This window comes from Enterococcus sp. 7E2_DIV0204 (assembly GCF_002140855.1).
Classification (GTDB): Bacteria; Bacillota; Bacilli; order Lactobacillales; family Enterococcaceae; genus Enterococcus_L; species Enterococcus_L lemimoniae.
On record NZ_NGKY01000001.1, the window covers coordinates 2,224,806 to 2,243,391 of the forward strand.

General features: G+C 35.0%; 24 protein-coding genes. 22 read left to right on the plus strand and 2 right to left on the minus strand.

Annotated features, from left to right (window positions below; all coding sequences use genetic code 11):
• The 22 genes from A5819_RS19275 to A5819_RS10475 all read left to right on the plus strand — a co-directional run.
• The coding region (locus A5819_RS19275) for a hypothetical protein (protein ID WP_176271406.1) at positions 1–217 on the plus strand (217 nt) is incomplete at its 5' end.
• Positions 218–394: 177 nt separating this feature from the next.
• Positions 395–922 (plus strand): hypothetical protein, encoded by a 528-nt coding sequence (locus tag A5819_RS10375; protein WP_086278724.1) that lies wholly within the window; start codon positions 395–397, stop codon positions 920–922.
• A gap of 38 nt (positions 923–960) precedes the next feature.
• Positions 961–1,224, plus strand: coding sequence for an HAD hydrolase-like protein (locus A5819_RS10380; protein ID WP_086278725.1), 264 nt, complete (start codon positions 961–963; stop codon positions 1,222–1,224).
• 16 nt (positions 1,225–1,240) lie between these two features.
• Complete coding sequence (locus A5819_RS10385) at positions 1,241–1,525, plus strand: hypothetical protein (RefSeq protein WP_086278726.1); 285 nt, start codon at positions 1,241–1,243, stop codon at positions 1,523–1,525.
• A 35-nt stretch (positions 1,526–1,560) separates the two neighbouring features.
• Positions 1,561–2,235, plus strand: coding sequence for a DNA-processing protein DprA (locus tag A5819_RS10390; protein ID WP_254907253.1), 675 nt, complete (start codon positions 1,561–1,563; stop codon positions 2,233–2,235).
• Between the two features lie 932 nt (positions 2,236–3,167).
• Positions 3,168–3,947 (plus strand): hypothetical protein, encoded by a 780-nt coding sequence (locus tag A5819_RS19795; RefSeq protein WP_086278729.1) that lies wholly within the window; start codon positions 3,168–3,170, stop codon positions 3,945–3,947.
• Between the two features lie 282 nt (positions 3,948–4,229).
• Positions 4,230–4,511 (plus strand): hypothetical protein, encoded by a 282-nt coding sequence (locus A5819_RS10405; protein WP_086278730.1) that lies wholly within the window; start codon positions 4,230–4,232, stop codon positions 4,509–4,511.
• Complete coding sequence (locus tag A5819_RS19280) at positions 4,490–4,666, plus strand: hypothetical protein (protein WP_176271407.1); 177 nt, start codon at positions 4,490–4,492, stop codon at positions 4,664–4,666. Before A5819_RS10405 ends, A5819_RS19280 begins: the two co-directional genes overlap by 22 nt.
• Before the next feature lie 22 nt (positions 4,667–4,688).
• Positions 4,689–5,057 (plus strand): hypothetical protein, encoded by a 369-nt coding sequence (locus tag A5819_RS10410; protein WP_086278731.1) that lies wholly within the window; start codon positions 4,689–4,691, stop codon positions 5,055–5,057.
• A gap of 8 nt (positions 5,058–5,065) precedes the next feature.
• Positions 5,066–5,452 (plus strand): tyrosine-type recombinase/integrase, encoded by a 387-nt coding sequence (locus tag A5819_RS10415; protein WP_086353048.1) that lies wholly within the window; start codon positions 5,066–5,068, stop codon positions 5,450–5,452.
• 194 nt (positions 5,453–5,646) lie between these two features.
• On the plus strand, positions 5,647–6,243 hold the full coding sequence (gene recR, locus A5819_RS10420; RefSeq protein WP_086278733.1) for a recombination mediator RecR: 597 nt from the start codon (positions 5,647–5,649) through the stop codon (positions 6,241–6,243).
• 710 nt (positions 6,244–6,953) lie between these two features.
• Positions 6,954–7,598, plus strand: coding sequence for a dTMP kinase (tmk, locus tag A5819_RS10425; protein ID WP_086278734.1), 645 nt, complete (start codon positions 6,954–6,956; stop codon positions 7,596–7,598).
• 14 nt (positions 7,599–7,612) lie between these two features.
• On the plus strand, positions 7,613–7,942 hold the full coding sequence (locus tag A5819_RS10430) for a cyclic-di-AMP receptor (RefSeq protein WP_086278735.1): 330 nt from the start codon (positions 7,613–7,615) through the stop codon (positions 7,940–7,942).
• Position 7,943: 1 nt separating this feature from the next.
• The gene (holB, locus tag A5819_RS10435) at positions 7,944–8,894 is read left to right on the plus strand and encodes a DNA polymerase III subunit delta' (protein ID WP_086278736.1); all 951 of its coding nucleotides are present in this window, start codon (positions 7,944–7,946) and stop codon (positions 8,892–8,894) included.
• Positions 8,895–8,908: 14 nt separating this feature from the next.
• Positions 8,909–9,748, plus strand: a complete 840-nt coding sequence (locus A5819_RS10440) for a stage 0 sporulation family protein (protein WP_086278737.1) — start codon at positions 8,909–8,911, stop codon at positions 9,746–9,748.
• Complete coding sequence (locus A5819_RS10445; protein ID WP_010773302.1) at positions 9,741–10,088, plus strand: DNA replication initiation control protein YabA; 348 nt, start codon at positions 9,741–9,743, stop codon at positions 10,086–10,088. The genes A5819_RS10440 and A5819_RS10445 overlap by 8 nt, the downstream gene beginning before the upstream one ends.
• 83 nt (positions 10,089–10,171) lie before the next feature.
• Complete coding sequence (gene rsmI / locus A5819_RS10450; RefSeq protein ID WP_086278738.1) at positions 10,172–11,038, plus strand: 16S rRNA (cytidine(1402)-2'-O)-methyltransferase; 867 nt, start codon at positions 10,172–10,174, stop codon at positions 11,036–11,038.
• Between the two features lie 297 nt (positions 11,039–11,335).
• Positions 11,336–12,553 (plus strand): ammonium transporter, encoded by a 1,218-nt coding sequence (locus A5819_RS10455; RefSeq protein WP_086278739.1) that lies wholly within the window; start codon positions 11,336–11,338, stop codon positions 12,551–12,553.
• Positions 12,554–12,564: 11 nt separating this feature from the next.
• Complete coding sequence (locus tag A5819_RS10460; RefSeq protein ID WP_086278740.1) at positions 12,565–12,906, plus strand: P-II family nitrogen regulator; 342 nt, start codon at positions 12,565–12,567, stop codon at positions 12,904–12,906.
• Positions 12,907–13,034: 128 nt separating this feature from the next.
• The gene (locus A5819_RS10465) at positions 13,035–14,012 is read left to right on the plus strand and encodes an HD domain-containing protein (RefSeq protein ID WP_086278741.1); all 978 of its coding nucleotides are present in this window, start codon (positions 13,035–13,037) and stop codon (positions 14,010–14,012) included.
• Positions 14,013–14,057: 45 nt separating this feature from the next.
• Positions 14,058–15,203 carry a DNA polymerase IV gene (gene dinB, locus A5819_RS10470; protein WP_086278742.1) on the plus strand — a complete coding sequence of 382 codons (1,146 nt, stop codon included), beginning with the start codon at positions 14,058–14,060 and terminating at the stop codon, positions 15,201–15,203.
• An 83-nt stretch (positions 15,204–15,286) separates the two neighbouring features.
• Positions 15,287–16,705 carry a deoxyribodipyrimidine photo-lyase gene (locus A5819_RS10475; protein ID WP_086278743.1) on the plus strand — a complete coding sequence of 473 codons (1,419 nt, stop codon included), beginning with the start codon at positions 15,287–15,289 and terminating at the stop codon, positions 16,703–16,705.
• A gap of 138 nt (positions 16,706–16,843) precedes the next feature.
• On the opposite strand, the gene A5819_RS10480 is transcribed toward A5819_RS10475, so the two are convergent.
• Together A5819_RS10480 and nrdG are read right to left on the minus strand one after the other, a co-directional pair.
• Entirely contained in the window at positions 16,844–17,629 is a 786-nt protein-coding gene (locus A5819_RS10480) for an SDR family NAD(P)-dependent oxidoreductase (RefSeq protein WP_086278744.1), read from the minus strand.
• 149 nt (positions 17,630–17,778) lie between these two features.
• Positions 17,779–18,381, minus strand: coding sequence for an anaerobic ribonucleoside-triphosphate reductase activating protein (nrdG, locus tag A5819_RS10485; RefSeq protein ID WP_086278745.1), 603 nt, complete (start codon positions 18,379–18,381; stop codon positions 17,779–17,781).
• Between the last annotated feature and the right edge of the window lie 205 nt (positions 18,382–18,586).

Sequence of the window (18,586 nt, forward strand, 5' to 3'; positions counted from 1 at the left end):
GAAAAATATTAATTATAATCAAGTTGTAAATACTCGGAAGTTACACGTCATTGAAGAAAATTTTGAACCTATTTTTTATTTAAAAGAATATCCAATGCCAACAAAAGAATATACACCATCTGAATATGATGATTATAAATACATCAATGGATTAAAAAAATCAGGTAAGTCTTTTTTTAGTAATCGAGCAAAATATAATCAGGCAAAAAAATTTTGAAAGTGTAGGCGGCCTAAAAAGATATGTGGAAGATATTAATGCCGTAATTAAAAAAATAGTGAGCCAATCATAGTAACGTGCATCCCTAGTTCAAAAATTAAAAAAAAGAATATTGTATCACGAGTGGTCGGTCAGTTGTCAGAGGAGTATGAGGAGAAATTTTAAAATGGAAAATCTTTGTTTAAGAAAATAGAAGATGAAGAAGCAGCACATGAAGTTTCTGGTACAGTAAATAGAAATTATAAAAAACATTATAATTCTTGGGAAAAAGGTCAAAAGATTCCAAATGAAGATAAGAATAAAATAGTTCTTGTAATCGATGATGTTGTTACTACCGGAAGCTCATTTTACGCAGCTCATAAACATTTGACTGATTTAGGATTCACGAAAATCATCTATTTTGCATATGGAAGGACGCAAAATAATAGTTGTCTAAGAGGAGAAGTGAAGCCAAAAACGCAAATCAATCAGCCAATAGATGCTATTATTTTTGACGTGGATCAAACACTGATAGACTCGATAAAATCTCATGAGTATAAATTTGAAGGACAAGGAAACAGTATCCTGCTGCAAAAAATGAACCTAGGAAAATTTCAAGTATATGAAGGAATAAAAGAAATGATTTCATATGTAATCAATGAGATGCAAATACCAATTATTTTTGTAACAAACCGGGATCCCCGTCTAAATACTTTATTAACATAGATGAAATTGATTGTCTGTTATCGTATAATGATGCAATATTGAGTGGAAAAAAACTATGCAAACCGTCAAATTATCTGATAGAGGTAGCGATAGAAAAACTAAAAAAACTTACCAATAATAATGATAAGTTACGTATTATTGGAATAGGAAACTCTGAATATGATATCATGGCTTATAATAAATCGGGTATTGAATCTGTTTTGGTAAATTTGGGAAATAGATCAAACTGTCAAAACCAATTTAATGCAGACTATGTGTATGCAGAAGTAGTAGAGCTTATTAAATTTTTAAAAAAAGCATAATAGTAGGCGACTATCTTTGAATAATCTAACTCAAATAATAATAGCCTTACTGGATTTCAAAGGTATTGGACCTAAGGCAATCATTACGTTTTTAGGTGAAATAAAAATTAATAATGAAACCATTATTTACCAAGAACTTTCTAAAACAAATGTTACAGCAATAAATAATAAAGTGCTAACACCTTTAACTTGGGAGCAAGCGCTAAAAAAAGCAAATGATTTGATAAACGAAAACGTTAGTAAAAAAATAAAAATAATAAATTTTTGTGATGATTTTTATCCAAAAAAATCAAAAATTTAAAAAATTATCCAATTCTAGTGTATGCTAAAGGAAATGTGGATTTATTAAATTATGAAAAATCCGTTGCGATTATAGGGACAAGGTACCCATCTGAATTTGGTGAGAAAATGGGCATTAGAGTATCTAAACTACTTGCCAAAAGAAATTACTCAATAGTCAGTGGTTTAGCTAAAGGAATAGATGCGTGCGCACGTAAGGGAGTCTTAGACGTTGCAGGTAAAACAATTGCTGTACTAGCTCACGGTTTAGATAAACCTGTCTATCCGAAAGAAAACAGAAACTTGGCTAAAGAAATATTGAATTCTGGCGGGCTGTTAATTTCTACCTATCCTAATGGTAGAAAGTTGATACCACAATTTTTAGCAGCAAGAGACGAATGGCAGAGCGGTCTAAGCGATGGAATTATTGTTATAGAGACTGGTATCCAGGGTGGAACCAATATTACAATTGGTCATGCACTCAAACAAAATAGACCTGTTGGTATAATAGATCACAAACAATTCAAAAATGGAGAGCTGTCATTTATAAAGCAAGCACAAGGAAATTTAAAATATATTTCTGAAAATAAAACTTATCCACTATATACCGAGAAAAGCATTAGAGAATTTGAGAACAAATTAAAAGAATCGCGTGAGAAAATAGTCCAAAATCAATTAGATACAAATGGAAATAAAAACGAAGCTGAAAATATTCAAATTGAGTTATTATAAATTATTTTATTTCTGTTGTGTAACGTTTAAAGGAGTTATTAGTGATATACTAAGTACTGAAATCAATAATTACTATATTGAATTTCAATACTAGGTTTGTTACTCTTTGTATTGCTTTAATGAATAAAATAAGTCATAAAGACTTATTATGAAAGGATAATTCTAGTATGTATTATCCAGAACCTATAAAGAATTAAGGCTAGTTAAAATACGTTTGTGCTAAAATGCTTGATATTACTGAATTTTCAATTTCTGTAGTTATATCTTAAAAGTTTAAAAAGATACTTTTGTTACCGTTTATGAATTGGATAAAATGATCAGAATAGCTTTGAAGATGTTTTCATATGAGTTCAGAACTAGTAACGGATAAGGCAAAAATACTGTAAAATAAGTGTTTCTATCGATCTTGTTTTGTGCAAATAAACATAAAAAAGACCTACTGTCCTCATGAATGTTCTCAGTAGGTCTTATTTAACTATTTAAAAAAAGTAGTTTACACAGTGAAAAACTGTATTAATACATTTAAATAACTTTAGTTTTCATTGAGTAGAAATATACCTTATGATAAGATATATTTATATTACAATGTGAGGAGGAATAGCTATAAAAAAAAATACGCTTATACTCACTGTGTTATTGGGTTTAGTTCTTTTGTCTCTATGGGGTTACACAAAATATCCGAATAAAGCTGTTCGTGTGAGTTTTGATCAGGAACTAAAAAAATTGGATTTGAACAAAAAAGATTTGTATAACCTAAAATCTGGTCGTAATTTTTATTTTAATCGATATGACTATATGTTTTATGTCAAAGGAAGTAAGTACAAGTATACTTTTGTCTATTGGTATAGAATGAAAGAGTCCGAACTATATTACGATAATGATCAGGGTGGGATAACATATACAAAAAAAATTAGATATGGAGAGTGATAAAAGTGAAAAAGTTTTTGGGGCTGTTTTTATTAGTTTTATTATTTAGTATTGGAAATTTTAGTAAAGTGTATGCAGATGAAATTGATGATATTAATGAAAAATATGCACTGACAGGTACTTCATTAGAAGAATTTGAACAAAGTGAACAAAGTAGAAAATATGCTCGTTCTCTGCGCCAGATTGATGATGCTGAAATTTTGAATGATTACAATTTATTGTTAAGTAAAAATGATTTGCCTGTTGATGTCAGTTTTGATGAATATTATACTTATAGAAATACTCCTGAACCGACTGATCCAGTTTCACCTCAATTTAGAAGCGTAGCTGGTAGACCTATGGCTGGAGACATGATGGTAACGAATGGTACTTCTTCCAGTGGGTTAACAGGACATGCTGGAATTTTCCTTGCAAATGGTACAATATTAAGTATTGATGGATACGGAAATATCCCTAGAACAAAAACAATATTTGAATGGATGAGAGATACTAAAGCACAGAATCCAAAAGCATGGACAAAAGTGTATCGACCAAATTCAACTTTTTATAGAAACTTGGCAGCGGGCAAATGGGGAAATGATAATGTTAAAGGTAAGAATATTAAATACGGACTTGGTGGAGGAGTTTTAAGTACCAATCCTACGTATTGCTCAAAAATAGTTATGCATTGCTATTATTATGCTAACAAAAATGGAGAGAATATGGTAGTACCATCGTTTATATCACCATATGCTTTACCTAATCTTTTCTTGAAAGGAACTACTCATATAGTAACTTGGAATTAGTTTAATCTGTTTTACCTGTAACAAAGAGACCTACTGTTTTCACTGAATGTGTTCACGGTAGGACTTTTTTTATATGTTTGCGATTTAGCAAGTATCTTTTATTAGCATACATGCAAATATTAAATGATAATTAAGAGATTTTATTGAGTGATTTATTAGCGTTGGAAAAATAGAAGTTCTTCTACTTTTTGTGGTGGGAGTTTTGTTTGCCTTTCGATTAAGAGAAGCAGATAACGAAATAATAAAGTAATGCTTTTTTTTAGGTGTTGGTAGTGTGTTAAAATGGAAAGTATAATTAAGAAGGAAATTGAAAGTCGTGGTTTTAATTCAGCTCAAGCACAACGTATTTTTCAGAATGCAAAAATTTACATGGTTAAGGAAAAAAGTGTGATTTTTATTCAGGACGAAAATTACAATGAGTTCCTATACATGCTGTGGAAAGGTTGTTGGGAATGGAACTGGAAAATGACTGAAACTGCAAATGTTTATAAGCATAAAAAGACAAAGAAGTGGTATTATAAGAAGCGGTTAAAAAAGGAAACTTGCTTGGAAAATTATGGATAAAAGAAGAAGAATTTAATTCTGCAAGTGAAGCTAAATATGCTTTAAATGAAGCCTTAGAAAAAGTTAAGTATAACATCAATAATTTTGAAAAAAGCGAAAGTATTGATTTGTATGAATTCTTTGAAAGTGTTGCAGTTCTTCATTTTAAAAGATAGTACATTTAGAAACAGGTATAAAATGTATTATAAGTATTTTCAATATTTTCAAGGAGAAAATATATGCGATATAAAGAAACGTGATATAGCTCTATTTAAAGATTATCTTCAAAATATGAATTCTCAGTATGACAAACCAATATCTTCTGGGTATATTAACCACATTTTATCAGGTGTATATCAAGTTTTTGATTTAGCTGTTGAAAGGGAATTGGTTGAAGTAAATTATGCTAGAAGAGTGAAAAAAATGAAAGTACGAGCTAAGAGAGAAATCTCATATTGGACTATTGATGAATTCAATACTTTCTTCTCATTAATTAGTGAAATAAAATATCTAGATGTAATGAAGAAAGCTGGCTTCTATACTCTTTTTTTTCAGGGCTACGTGTAGGAGAATTAATGGCACGTAAGTGGTCAGATATTGATTGGGAAAAGAATATGATTTATGTGAATAGTACATTGAATTACAGAAATAAATTTAACTGGACTGCTAGTGTTTCAGATGGAGCTAAAACATTTAGTAGTAAAGGTTGGGTGAAGTTGTCACCCAAGAATGTTGAATGGCTTAGAAAATGGAAAAAATTACAAGAATCTGTGGGTGCAATGGAGTACATTTTCCTGTATGATGGTACAATGTATTCTTCAAGAAATTGGACTTTATGGGAAGAACAAATTATAGAGAAATACAATAAAGGAAAAAATAGAAATAATCAACTTAAAAGAATAAAGATTCATGATTTCAGAGATAGTCACGCTATGTGGTTATTGAGTATGGGAATCGATTAAAAAACGATTCAAAGGCGTTTAAGGCATGAGAGTGCAAAAACTATAATGAGTTATTATCTAGATAAACTTCCCGAACATGAAAGTAATATTCTTGATTCTTATTAGTTTTTAAAGCAAATTTTGTTACCGTTTTTGTTACCGCCTAAATTTATAGGCACTATAAACACTTGATATGAAAGGAAGTATAGAAAATTATGCATTATCCAGAACCCATCGCCAAATTAGTTGAAAGCTATATGAAATTACCAGGGATCGGTCAAAAAACGGCAGTTCGTTTAGCTTTTTATACCCTAGATATGAAAGAAGAGGATGTTAATGCTTTTGCTAAGGCATTGATTAGTGTGAAACGCGATTTACATTTTTGTAGTATTTGTGGCAATATTACAGAAGAAGATCCTTGTGAAATTTGTCAGGATACAACAAGAGATCGCAGTATTATTTTGGTTGTAGAAGAACCAAAAGATGTTATGGCAATGGAGAAGATGCGTGAATATCATGGATTGTATCATGTCCTTCATGGCGTATTATCCCCAATGGAAGGAACTGGACCTGAAGACATCAATATTGCTTCGCTAATTCAACGTTTGCATGATGATGAGGTTAAAGAAGTGATTATTGCAACAAATGCGACGACAGAAGGTGAAGCGACTGCTATGTATTTATCTCGCTTGATTAAACCAGCAGGTATCGTAGTAACCAGATTGGCACACGGCTTGTCAGTAGGTAGTGATATTGAATATGCCGACGAAGTGACGTTGCTTAAGGCCGTGGAAGGACGTCGTGAACTTTAAAACAGTAAAAGCAGCTATCAGTTATGAGCTATCCAAAGAGATTGGAATGGCAACATAACTGACAGCTTTTTTTAGCCTGTATTTTTCAACAATTAACTCATCCAGCAGCACTATTTTGATTAATAACAGCACCATCACGTACAGCGTTATCGCCAATAATAATAGTGACAGGAAGAGCGAGTTGTAGTACGTATTTCAAGCAAACAGAAGTGTTTTCTTAATCCGTATCGATAAAGATTAAATCGAAAGCAGGTTCTTAGCTTGCTGCCATTTTCTCTAAGCTATCAGAAGTTACAATCGTTAAAGCGTTTACATAATTGAGAGTCAAGTTTTCTTTCGCAACCTCAACGTGTTTTTTATCAAATTCAAGTGAGATTATTTTACCATCGTGATCTAATACTTTCGCAAACCGATTTTGTTGAAACGAATTCTATAAGTAGTGAAAGTCTTCTAGCAAAAAATAGCGTTAACCAACTCAAAGCCAAAACGTTACCCAAAGCAGGATAAAATTCTAAGAACTATTCATATTTCGTTGATAGTCTTATTTTAAGTGCTGTAGCCGTTGTTCTTTTAGACAACGTAAAAGAGTTTAAATGATTTTTATTTTTTTCATCAGGAATTTTTTAATAATAAGGAATTCAATTAGACTGATTGTGACAGATAAAGTATAATAGATAAAAGGAATCAAAGTAAGTTAGGGGATTAGTAAAGTGCAAGGTATTTTTATAACAATTGAAGGACCAGATGGCGCAGGAAAAACAAGTGTATTGAATGAATTATATCCAAGGCTGGATCTGGCAGCAGAAAGAAGTATCATTAAGACAAGAGAACCTGGCGGGATTCCCATTGCTGAGAAGATTCGTCAAATCATTTTAGATCCGAGAAATCAGGAAATGGACGAGCGGACCGAAGCGTTGCTTTATGCAGCGGCTAGACGTCAGCATTTGATGGAGAAGGTGTTACCTGCATTGGAGGCAGGAAAGATTGTTTTATGTGATCGTTTTGTAGATAGTTCGCTAGCATATCAAGGAGCAGGGCGACGAATCGGTGTTGAGGCAATCGCTACGATCAATGAATTTGCGATTGAAGGAACTGTACCAGATTTTACGATCTATTTGGATGTAGACTCTGATACTGGATTGAATCGTATCAAAAATCATCGTCAACAACAAATCGACCGATTGGATTCAGAAGGACTTGAGTTTCATCAACGAGTTCGCCATGAATATCTAAAATTAGTAGAAGAAAACCCAGAAAGAATCACAAAAATTGATGCCAGAATGAGTTTGGAAAATGTTGTCGAAGCAACTTTCCAAGCAATCGTAAATCGTTATCCAGAATATTTTAGAAATTAGGAAGGTGACCGAATATGAAAATTATTTTAGCAATTGTCCAAGATAAAGATAGTAACCGTTTAGCCAATGAATTTATTGATGCCAATATCCGTGCGACAAAACTTTCATCAACGGGTGGCTTTTTAAAAGCTGGAAATAGCACCTTTATTGTTGGGATCGACGATGACCGTATCGAAGAAGCATTGGAACTGATCAAAAAAACCTGTCAATCTCGTAAACAATATGTGTCAACTCCTGTAACACTAGATATTACGATGGATGGACAAGTGCCTTATCCTGTCGAGGTCGAGGTCGGTGGAGCAACAGTGTTTGTTCTTCCGGTTGAAGGGTTCCATCAATATTAAAATGAATGAAGCAGCTGTTTTAAATGAACAACAACCGTTGCTTTACCAGCAACTTCAAAAAAGTTTTGAGCATGGTCGTCTTGCCCATGCTTATCTTTTTGAAGGCGATACAGGAACTGGTAAAAAAGAATTTGGCTTGTGGATAGCAAAACATATTTTTTGTACAAATCTGACGGATAATAATCCTTGTAATCAATGCAATAATTGTTTACGGATCAATGACAATGAACACCCAGACGTGATGCGGGTCACACCCGATGGTCAAACGATCAAAGTTGATCAAATCAGAGCGTTGAAAGCTGAATTTAGCAAAAGTGGTGTAGAGACTGCGCAAAAAGTTTTCCTAATTGAACAAGCAGATAAAATGAGTATTGGCGCCGCAAATAGCTTGTTAAAATTCTTAGAAGAACCCGAAGGCAAAGTACTGGCGATTTTAGAGACAACCTCTTTAGCAAAAATTTTACCAACAATCCAATCAAGATGCCAAGTTCTTCATTTTCAACCTTTAGTAAAGGAAAAATTGATCCATGCTTTAGTAGAGTCTGGAATCAATAAAAATACCGCCAGTCTTTTGACAGAACTGACAAATAGTTTTGACAAAGCAGTTGAAATCTCTCAAGATGAATGGTTTAATGAAGCTAGGGAAATTATTCAACAATGGTTTGACTACATGATAAAAGATGATCTACAAGCTTTTGTCTATGTCCAAAAAAAGATGATCAAAGTGTTTAAAGAAAAAGACCAGCAAGCGTTGAGTTTTGATTTATTACTTGCTTATTCTCGCAAACAACTAACTGAAAGTGTGGCTCAAAAGCAGCTGAAACGAATTCTGGAACAACAAGCTGGGCGAGTGGAACTGATTTTACAAGCTCGCCAAAAATGGGAAGCCAATGTCAGTTGGCAAAGTGTTTGTGAACAATTAGTGATAAGAATGATCCACCCTAAAACATAAATAGGAGGATGAAAATGGTAGAAGTAGTAGGAGTTCGCTTCCGCGAAGCAGGTCATATCTATTATTTTGCTCCTGGAAAATCAGAGTATTTTTATAATGAGAAAGTACTTGTGGAATCACAGCAGTCTAAACAACTGGCCACGGTTGCGATACCTAAAAAAACAGTGGATCCGGAAGACTTACCTGAAGAATTGAAGCCCATTTTAAATAAAGCATCAGAAAATGATTTAGAGAAAGAACAAAAGAACGTTGATGATGCTCAAGCTGCATTAAGCGTGGCCAAAGAAAAAATTAGAGCACATGAATTAGAAATGAAATTGATTCGTGTTGAATATACATTTGACCGCAGTAAAATGGTTTTCTATTTTACTGCAGATGGTCGCATCGACTTCCGTGAATTGGTCAAAGATTTGGCAGCCATTTTCCGTACAAGAATTGAATTACGCCAAATCGGCGTACGAGATGAAGCGAAAATTTTAGGTGGGATCGGACCTTGTGGTAGACAATTATGCTGTTCAACTTTTCTAGGTGACTTTATGCCTGTTTCAATCAAAATGGCAAAAGATCAAGGTCTATCACTTAATCCTGTAAAAATTTCTGGTTTGTGTGGGCGCTTGATGTGCTGTTTGAAATATGAAAATGATGAATACGAAGCAGCGAAAAAGGAATTACCTGATTATGGTAAAGACGTGATCACACCAGATGGTAAAGGTCGAGTTGTCGGATTGAACTTATTGAGCCGTATCATCAAAGTCCGTTTAGTTGGACGTGAAACCGCAGTAGAATATGATTATGAAGAAATCAAAGAAGCAACAGAAAAAGCTCAAGCCGAAAAAGGTGATCACAATGGATAAACGTTCTTTATACGATGGTCTGAGTTCATTAGAGACGGATCTACAAGGAACTTTGGGACAATTATCAGAGATTAAAGAAGCACTTCATGAGTTAGTCGAAAAAAATACAACCCTTGAAATTGAAAATCAGCGCTTGCGTGAGCATTTACAGGAACTTACTAAATTAGCCAGTGATCCAAATGATCCAGCCAAGCAAGAGCTTTCTAAATCTCGTATGAATTTGGAAAAGCTATATGAAGAAGGATTTCATGTCTGCAATATTTTATACGGCTCACGGCGTGAAAATGATGAAGAATGTGCGTTTTGTTTAGATGTTATTTATGGTGAACGATACAAATAAGTAGGAATCAAATTTAGAGGCTGTGACAAACTTTGTCTCAGCCTTTTTACAATAACTCAAATAAGAAGTTAAAAGGAGCCCTTATGCAAAAACAGAAAAGTTTTGATTCATCTAGCATGGGTCAACTGTATTTAGTCCCGACACCGATCGGGAACTTGGAAGATATGAGTTTTCGTTGTATTAATTGTTTAAAAGAAGCGACGATCATTGCTAGTGAAGATACGCGAAACACACAAAAATTGTTGAATCATTTTGAAATAACGACTCCTCAAATTAGTTTTCATGAACATAACTATAAAGAGCGTATTCCGCAGTTTCTAGCACGGTTAGAGGCGGGGGAGACAATCGCACAAGTTAGCGATGCGGGGATGCCGTCAATTAGTGATCCAGGTCATGAGTTAGTTGAAGCGTGTATCGAAGCGGGCATCAAAGTAGTTGCTTTGCCTGGACCCACAGCTGGAATCACCGCATTGATTGCTTCAGGTCTAGTTCCACAACCTTTTACATTCTATGGTTTTTTACCAAGAAAGAAAAAAGAGCAGATTGAGATTTTGGAACAGTTAAAATCCGCAATCCCAACCCAAATTTTTTATGAATCACCTCATCGAATTGCAACCACTGTAAAGCATTTTTCAGAAGTCTTTGGTAAAGAGCGGAAAGCTGTAGTTTGTCGTGAATTAACAAAGTTACATGAAGAGTATTTACGAGGAACTTTAGCTGAACTTCGAGATTATTTAGCTGAACACACGTTAAAAGGTGAGTGCTGTCTTTTAGTTGAAGGGGCTAGTGACTCAGGGTTACCTGATAATGAAGATTTAGAACTGTCCATTAAAGAGCATGTTGAAGTTGTGATGAATGCTGGGAATTCGTCAAAAGAAGCCATCAAAGAAGTAGCAAAGCTACGTGGATTGAAGAAACAGGATGTGTACAAAGAGTATCATGTAGATTAAAGTGAAAATGAGGCCGAGACAAAAATATTTATTCGGGTTTAGAGAGCGAAACAAAACGGATGTTTAGTTTTGTCCTGCTCTTATTTTTTTTGAAATTGGTAGTGTAAATAAACCTGATAAGTATAAAGAAAACGCTTCATTGGTATAGATGTTATTTTTTGTAACGTGAATTGTCAGAAAAATGAAATTATTTTTCGCGATTGAGAGATTTTTACTAGGAGAATTAAAAAAACGATGCTAAAATAACCGACAAAGCTAAAGTGAAGGTTGGCTTAACTTGGTAATTGGAGGGATTTTATGGAAACAGGAAATATTGCGTTTATTCTGATTTGCTCCGCAATGGTCTTTTTGATGACTCCGGCACTGGCATTTTTTTACGGTGGATTGGAACGTAGGAAAAACATTCTCAATACAATGATGATGGTGATCTGCGTAATGGGTCTTGCTTCAGTTCTTTGGGTCATAATCGGTTATTCAATGTCGTTTAGTGGAGAGAATTTATTTGTTGGTAACTTGGATAAACTATTTTTTGAGCATGTTTCAATGACGAAAGGTGAAACGATTCCAGAAGGTTTATTTGCAGGTTTTCAAATGATGTTTGCGTTGATCACCACTGCAATCATTACAGGTGCTGTGGTTGGAAGAATGCGTTTTTCGGCAATCTTCTCATTTATTGGTATCTGGTCAATCTTAGTCTATTATCCGATGGCACATATGGTTTGGGGCGGAGGATTTTTAGATAAAATAGGATCGATCGATTTTGCGGGTGGAAATGTCGTTCATATTAGCTCAGGGATTTCAGGTCTTGTATTGGCAATCGTTTTAGGACAACGTCGAGAATATCGTCAAACGGAGTATCGCCCACATAATATTCCTTTTGTTGTTTTAGGTGCGGGCTTGCTCTGGTTTGGCTGGTTTGGGTTTAATGCGGGATCCGCACTAGCAGCGGATGGTTTGGCAATCCATGCTATGCTGACGACTAATACAGCAGCAGCTAGTGGGATGCTTTCCTGGATGTTGATCGAAAAGTTAGCAATCGGTAAGCCGACAGTCGTAGGTGCCTGTACGGGAGCTGTGGTAGGTTTAGTAGCCATTACTCCAGGGGCAGGATTCGTTTCTCTGTGGAGTTCATTTGTTCTGGGTGCTTTAGTTAGCCCATTTTGTTATTATTTTATTTCGTTTGTTAAACATAAATTTGGTTATGATGATGCGCTAGATGCTTTTGGTTGCCATGGTGTTGGTGGGATTTTTGGAGGAATTATGACTGGGATTTTTGCTGATCCAGCGGTAGGTGGGAAAACTGGTTTACTTTATGGAGGTACTGAATTGTTTGTGGCACAAGTAGCCAGTATTGCTTTTACCATCGTATTTGCTGGAGTTGCCAGCTTTTTGATCATCAAAGGAATTCAATTGTTTATGCCGATTCGAGTTTCTGCAAAAGAAGAAGCATTAGGGTTGGATCGCATTGAACATGATGAAACAGCTTATCCAACATTTATGGGATTGGATTCTTAGGAGGAAAATAGATGAAAAAAGTAGAAGCAATCATACAACAGGAAAAATTAGAAGAGCTAAAAGTAATGGTGGACGATCGTTTTGAAGCGTTAGGGATGACGGTCAGTCAAGTACTAGGTTTTGGTAACCAAAAAGGCTTGAAAGAATACGTGCGGGGGCAAGAAATCATTACGACATTATTACCTAAAGTTAAAGTTAGTTTCGTTGTTTTAGATGAAAATGTAGAAAAAATTATTTCTTTGATTTTGGCTATTTGTCAAACAGGCGAGGTCGGCGACGGCAAAATCTTTGTTTATAACGTAGAAGAGGCGATCCGAATTAGAACGGGGGAAAGGGGAGTAAAAGCAATATAGATACTGTCTATAAAGGAGTTGAGCTTAAAACAGCTTGACTTCCTTTTTTTGAATAAAATCAGTTGTAAATGAACAAATGTTCGTATATAATATTTGTACAAGACAGAAGAATTTTAAAGGAGAAATAAATGATTGTTGAGGATATTCTATATGGTTCATTTGAAGTAGAAGACGTTCTGGCTGCATTGATCTTGTCAGAAGAGATTCAGCGTTTAAAAGATGTTCATATGGCAGGTCCGGCTTTTTTAATCAATCCAGCTTGGAATGAAACAAGGTACGAACATTCTATCGGTGTTATGTTGTTGATTAGAAAACTTGGCGGAACTGTAGCAGAGCAAATTGCTGGTTTACTACATGATGTGTCACATACTGCTTTTTCTCATGTGATCGATTTAGCTTTGTCTAATAAAGCGGATAATTACCATGAACAAATCAAAACAGAGTTGATTGAACGGTCAACGATTCCCGTGCTACTAAATCAGTATGGATTTGATCATCGACAAATTTTATTTGATGATGATCAATGGGGATTATTGGAGCAACAAGCACCATTGCTATGTTGTGACCGAATTGATTACACATTACGAGAAGTGCACCGCTACTTTTCTGTACCACTTAAAGAAATTCAGGAATTTTTAGGATCGATAACTATCATAGAAGGTCAGATTGTTTTGCATTCGGTTGATTGGGCGACTTGGTTTATAGATCAGTATCAAAAAGTAGTGATCGACTTTTTTTACGATCCTCGTAATATATGCAGTTATGAATGGATGGCAAAAGCAATTCAGCTTGGGCTGGAAAATCAAGAAATTATGTGGGATGATTTGCTGATGACTGATGCGGCGTTTCTTAAAAAGTTAAAATCAAGTAATAGTCTTCAAATTCGACAGTTATTGGATAAAATGAATCACTCACTAAAATTCAGTGTTTGCTCTAGTGAGGATAACTATGATATTTATCAAAAGAAGAAGATAAGGTTCGTGGATCCTCTAGTAAAAATAACTAACCAAGTGGTATCAACGTCCAGTATCTCACGGGTTGCTCAAACAAAAATTGAAAAGATACTAGAAGATAGCGAAAAGGGAATTTTTCTTAAACTTAGTTAAAGATAAAAGGTGATAGTAAGCCTATTTTAAAGGAGGATGGCGATTATGATCAGCGAACTGCGTTTCCCTTTAAAGAAGGATATTTCCCGTAAGATTATTCATATCGATATGGATGCTTTTTTTGCTTCTGTTGAAGAACGGGATCATCCAGAGTTAGTAGGGCATCCGTTAGTGATTGCACGCCATCCTAGTGATACAGGAGGGAAAGGCGTAGTAACTACTGCAAACTATGAAGCCCGTAAATTTGGTATCCATTCAGCCATGAGCGCTCAAAAAGCTTATGAATTATGTCCAGATGCTATTTTTAAACCAGGCAACTATGAGAAGTATTCTGAAATTTCTCAGCAAATTAGAGAGATTTTTCGCCGTTATACTGATATTATCGAGCCAGTATCAATAGATGAGGCCTATCTAGATGTTACGGAAAATAAGATCAACAGTAAATCAGCGATTAAAATCGCTAAATTGATTCAATATGATATTTGGAACGAGTTACATTTAACTTGTTCTGCTGGTGTCAGTTATAATAAATTTTTGGCAAAGTTAGCCTCGGATTTTCAAAAACCTAAAGGGCTAACGGTTGTCATGCCCGATGAGGCTGAAGCTTTTTTAAAGGCGTTGCCAATCGAAGCATTTCATGGAGTTGGGAAAAAAACAGTACCTAAAATGCATGATTTAGGTATTTATACTGGAGAGGATCTGTACAAACAAGATGAGATGATGCTGATCCGTAATTTTGGTAAAATGGGCTATTCTCTTTATCGAAAAGTTCGCGGGATCCACGATTCTCCTGTAAATATCACCAGAGACCGTAAATCAGTAGGGAAAGAGCATACATATGGCACACCACTAACGACTGAAGCGCAAGTAACTGCTCAATTAAGACAATTAGCAGAACGAGTGGAAGAATCGTTAGAGCGAGTCCAAAAGCATGGGAAAACAGTTGTGTTGAAAGTTCGTTACACAGATTATACGACAGTGACAAAGCGTCAGACTTTACCAGAATATATCTCGAAAAAAGAAGAATTGTATTACCAGGCCAACCTGATTTGGGAAGAAGTACTGGGACTTGAACAAGGGATTCGGCTATTAGGGATAACCTTGACGAATCTCGATCCAATGGCTTACGAAAATATGGTATTGCCCCTATGGGAAAAAACAAAAACGGATGAAAATGAAGCGTTGAAGTAACAGCAAATCAAAGCTTAATTTTAGTGATAATTTAATATCTATGCTACTATCTAAGTATTCATAAACCTGAAAGGAAAGAGGCAATGAGCAAAACGATTATGTGGTTTCGTAAAGACCTTCGTTTAGAGGATAATACAGCGTTTAGTAAGATGGTAGAAGATAGTGAATCTGCAGATGAACTTATTTGTATTTTTCAATTGAATCCACTGCAATTTATAGAAGATAGCTATAATCATGCTGCTTTTTTCTATAGCTTAAATAGTTTTTATGAGCATGCGAAAGCGAACGGTGTTTCAATCCATTTCTTATATGGAAACCTAAAAGAAAATTTTACCAATTTAAAAAAGGGCTATCCAGATTGGAGTAAAATCTATTTTAATTCAGATGAACGTGGTTTCGGAAAAGAACGGGATCAGAAAATGATTGAATTTTTTGAGAATAACCAGATTCAAGTATATTCTTACCAAGACAGTCATCTACATGGTGTGCAGGAAATTAAAAAGCCAACTGGAGAAAGTTACAAGATTTTCACACCTTACTTTAAAAAATGGCTGACAATGCCAAAACGCTCATATCAAAGAACCGTGGCTCCGTTAGATTTATTAAAAGAAAGTTCACATCCATTATTTATAGAGGGAGAAAAAAAGTTTAAGCAAATCATTAAAGACATTCATTTACCTTTTGAATATCAATGTGGGGAAGTTGTAGCGGAGAATTATTTAAAAGAGTTTATAAAGAATCACTTACATGAATATCAAGATGGTCGAGACTACCCTTATTCAGATCAAACGAGTAAGTTATCACGTTTTCTAAGAACAGGTGAATTATCTATACGCAAAGTTTGGCATGCTCTTAATGCTGAACCAGATTCCAATGGACGTCAAACTTTTATTTCTGAACTTTGTTGGCGAGACTTTTATAATATGATTTACTCTGAGAATCCCAAACAAAAAACACAAGAAATCAAAGAACAATATCGACAACTGCAATGGAGCTATAATCAAGATTTTTTTGAAAGATGGAAAAAAGGACAGACAGGTTTTCCAATTGTAGATGCTGGAATGAGGCAGCTAAACCAGACTGGCTGGATGCATAACCGTTTACGAATGATTGTGGCATCGTTTCTAACGAAAGATTTATTGATCGACTGGAGATTGGGAGAAGAGTATTTCCAACAAAAACTGATTGACTATGATGCAGCGAGTAATATAGGAGGTTGGCAATGGGCAGCTTCTACCGGAACAGATGCCGTTCCTTATTTTCGGATATTTAATCCTACGACACAAAGTGAAAAATTTGATCGATATGGTGATTTTATTCGCCAGTTTATTCCCGAGTTAAAAGATGTATCAAATGAATTTATTCATGAGCCGAGTAAGATGTCAGAAGAGCTTCAAAAAAAGAGTGGTGTAGTTATTGGAAAAGATTACCCCGAGCCGATTGTTGATCACCGTAAGATTCGTGAAGAGGTTCTTACCTTTTTCAAAACAAGCGCTCATTAGAACAAATAAGAGCCCGAGACAAAACTAAAATAGTTTTGTTTCGGGCTCTTTGTATCCGAATAAACGGTGGGAGCAGAAGCAACCCCTTCTTATTTTCGAAGGGGTTAAACACTCCTGTCCCAACCTCTCTTGTTTAAATTAAAGCAAAGATTCTGCTCCATCAACATAAAGCTCTGTACCTGAAATATTAGCTGAAGCATCGGTGGCTAAAAATAGCACAGATTGAGCAACTTGCTCACTGGTTCCAGTTTCATTTTTCAACGGACGATTCCCTTCTGGAAATTCTACCTTGATTTCAACTTCATCCAGATCAGCTGAGTATTTTGTTTTTCCATTGATTGCCGTATCGATAGCACCAGGACAGATAGCATTTACACGAATGTTATAACGAGCGAGTTCTAAAGCAGCCATTTTTGTAAAAGCCACTTGCCCAGCCTTTGAAGAACTGTAGGCTGAAGCACCGAAGTTATTAAAAATTCGAGTTCCATTAATAGAACTTGTTATAATGATCGATCCACCGTTTTCTTTCATATGGGGAATCGCAAATTTTGTACATAAAAATGTACTGCGCAAGTTGGTGTTTATCGTTTGATCCCAATCACTGATCGTTAAGGTTTCAATCGGTGCCCAAGTTCCATTGATTCCAGCATTACTGAAAAAGACGTCCAAGCCTTCTAAGCTTTCCGTTAATTCATCGATTGCCTTTTTCAAATTAATTTCATCAGTTACATCTACACTTCGGTAATAACAGTCGTAACCATCCTGTTTGAATTCTTTAGAAATAGATTCCAAGCGATTTTTATCAGCATCAATCAAGCCAACAACAAAGCCTTTTTCAATAAATAATTTTGCAGTAGCATAGCCAATTCCTGAAGCAGCTCCTGTGATAATCGCCTTTTTAGTAGCAAACGAATTAGTAGTCACAATCTTTTTCCTCCTAATCAACTTTGATGAGTTCTATTTTATTGTAATATACCACTAAAAGATGAGCTAATGATTTGATTAAACAAATAGATAGAAACAAAACCCAATGTAGTAATCAGAAAGTTTCTGTTACTACGTTGGGTTAAATACTAGATAAAAAGTCCTTTTTTTATTTGTTCATATGCTTGTTGTGCATCATGACATTTGTTCCAAATTACGGCTTGACCACTAGCTAAAGATTTCTTGACATCAAGAATCCGTTGATTACTGCTACCTCTGAATTGGAGATTTAGGTTCTTTTTGGACAGTTCAAACCGTCCATCTACTAAAATATCGATTTTACTCAATAGCTCCAGTTTATCATCAGACTCTAGCAATAGTTCCTCAAATGTATAACCAGACCAAGACCAAATATCTTTTTTAGTCCCAAATTCTTGATGCACTCGATCAACGACAGTCAAACAAACTTCTGTATTTAAAAAAGGTTCTCCGCCTAGTAAGGTCAGGCCTTGTACATAATCATGAGATAAATCTTCAATGATTTTCTCTTCTAATTCTTTTGTAAATGGTTTGCCATAGCGAAAATTTTGAACTGCCTGATTGAAGCAACCTTCACAAGCAAACAAACAGCCACTGACATAAAGACTATTTCGTACACCTTCGCCATCTACAAAATTAAATGCCTTATAATCACCAATATAATTTTGGCTGAGTTCTTCTGCTAGCCATTCTTGTGGTTTAGGATTTCTCATTTTTAGTCATCCTTTCAAATAAAAACGATGTCTGCAACTTAATGCAATACACATCGCTTTTTTTATTCTGTGTTTGGAATCAGCGGATTGTTCTGTTTTTTGTTTAATCTAGCTGCACGAAACAACTCTTCAGAAAAAAGACAAATATTGCTAGTGACAAAAAGCGTCACAATCAATATTTCCTATTTTTCAGTCAGAGCTAACC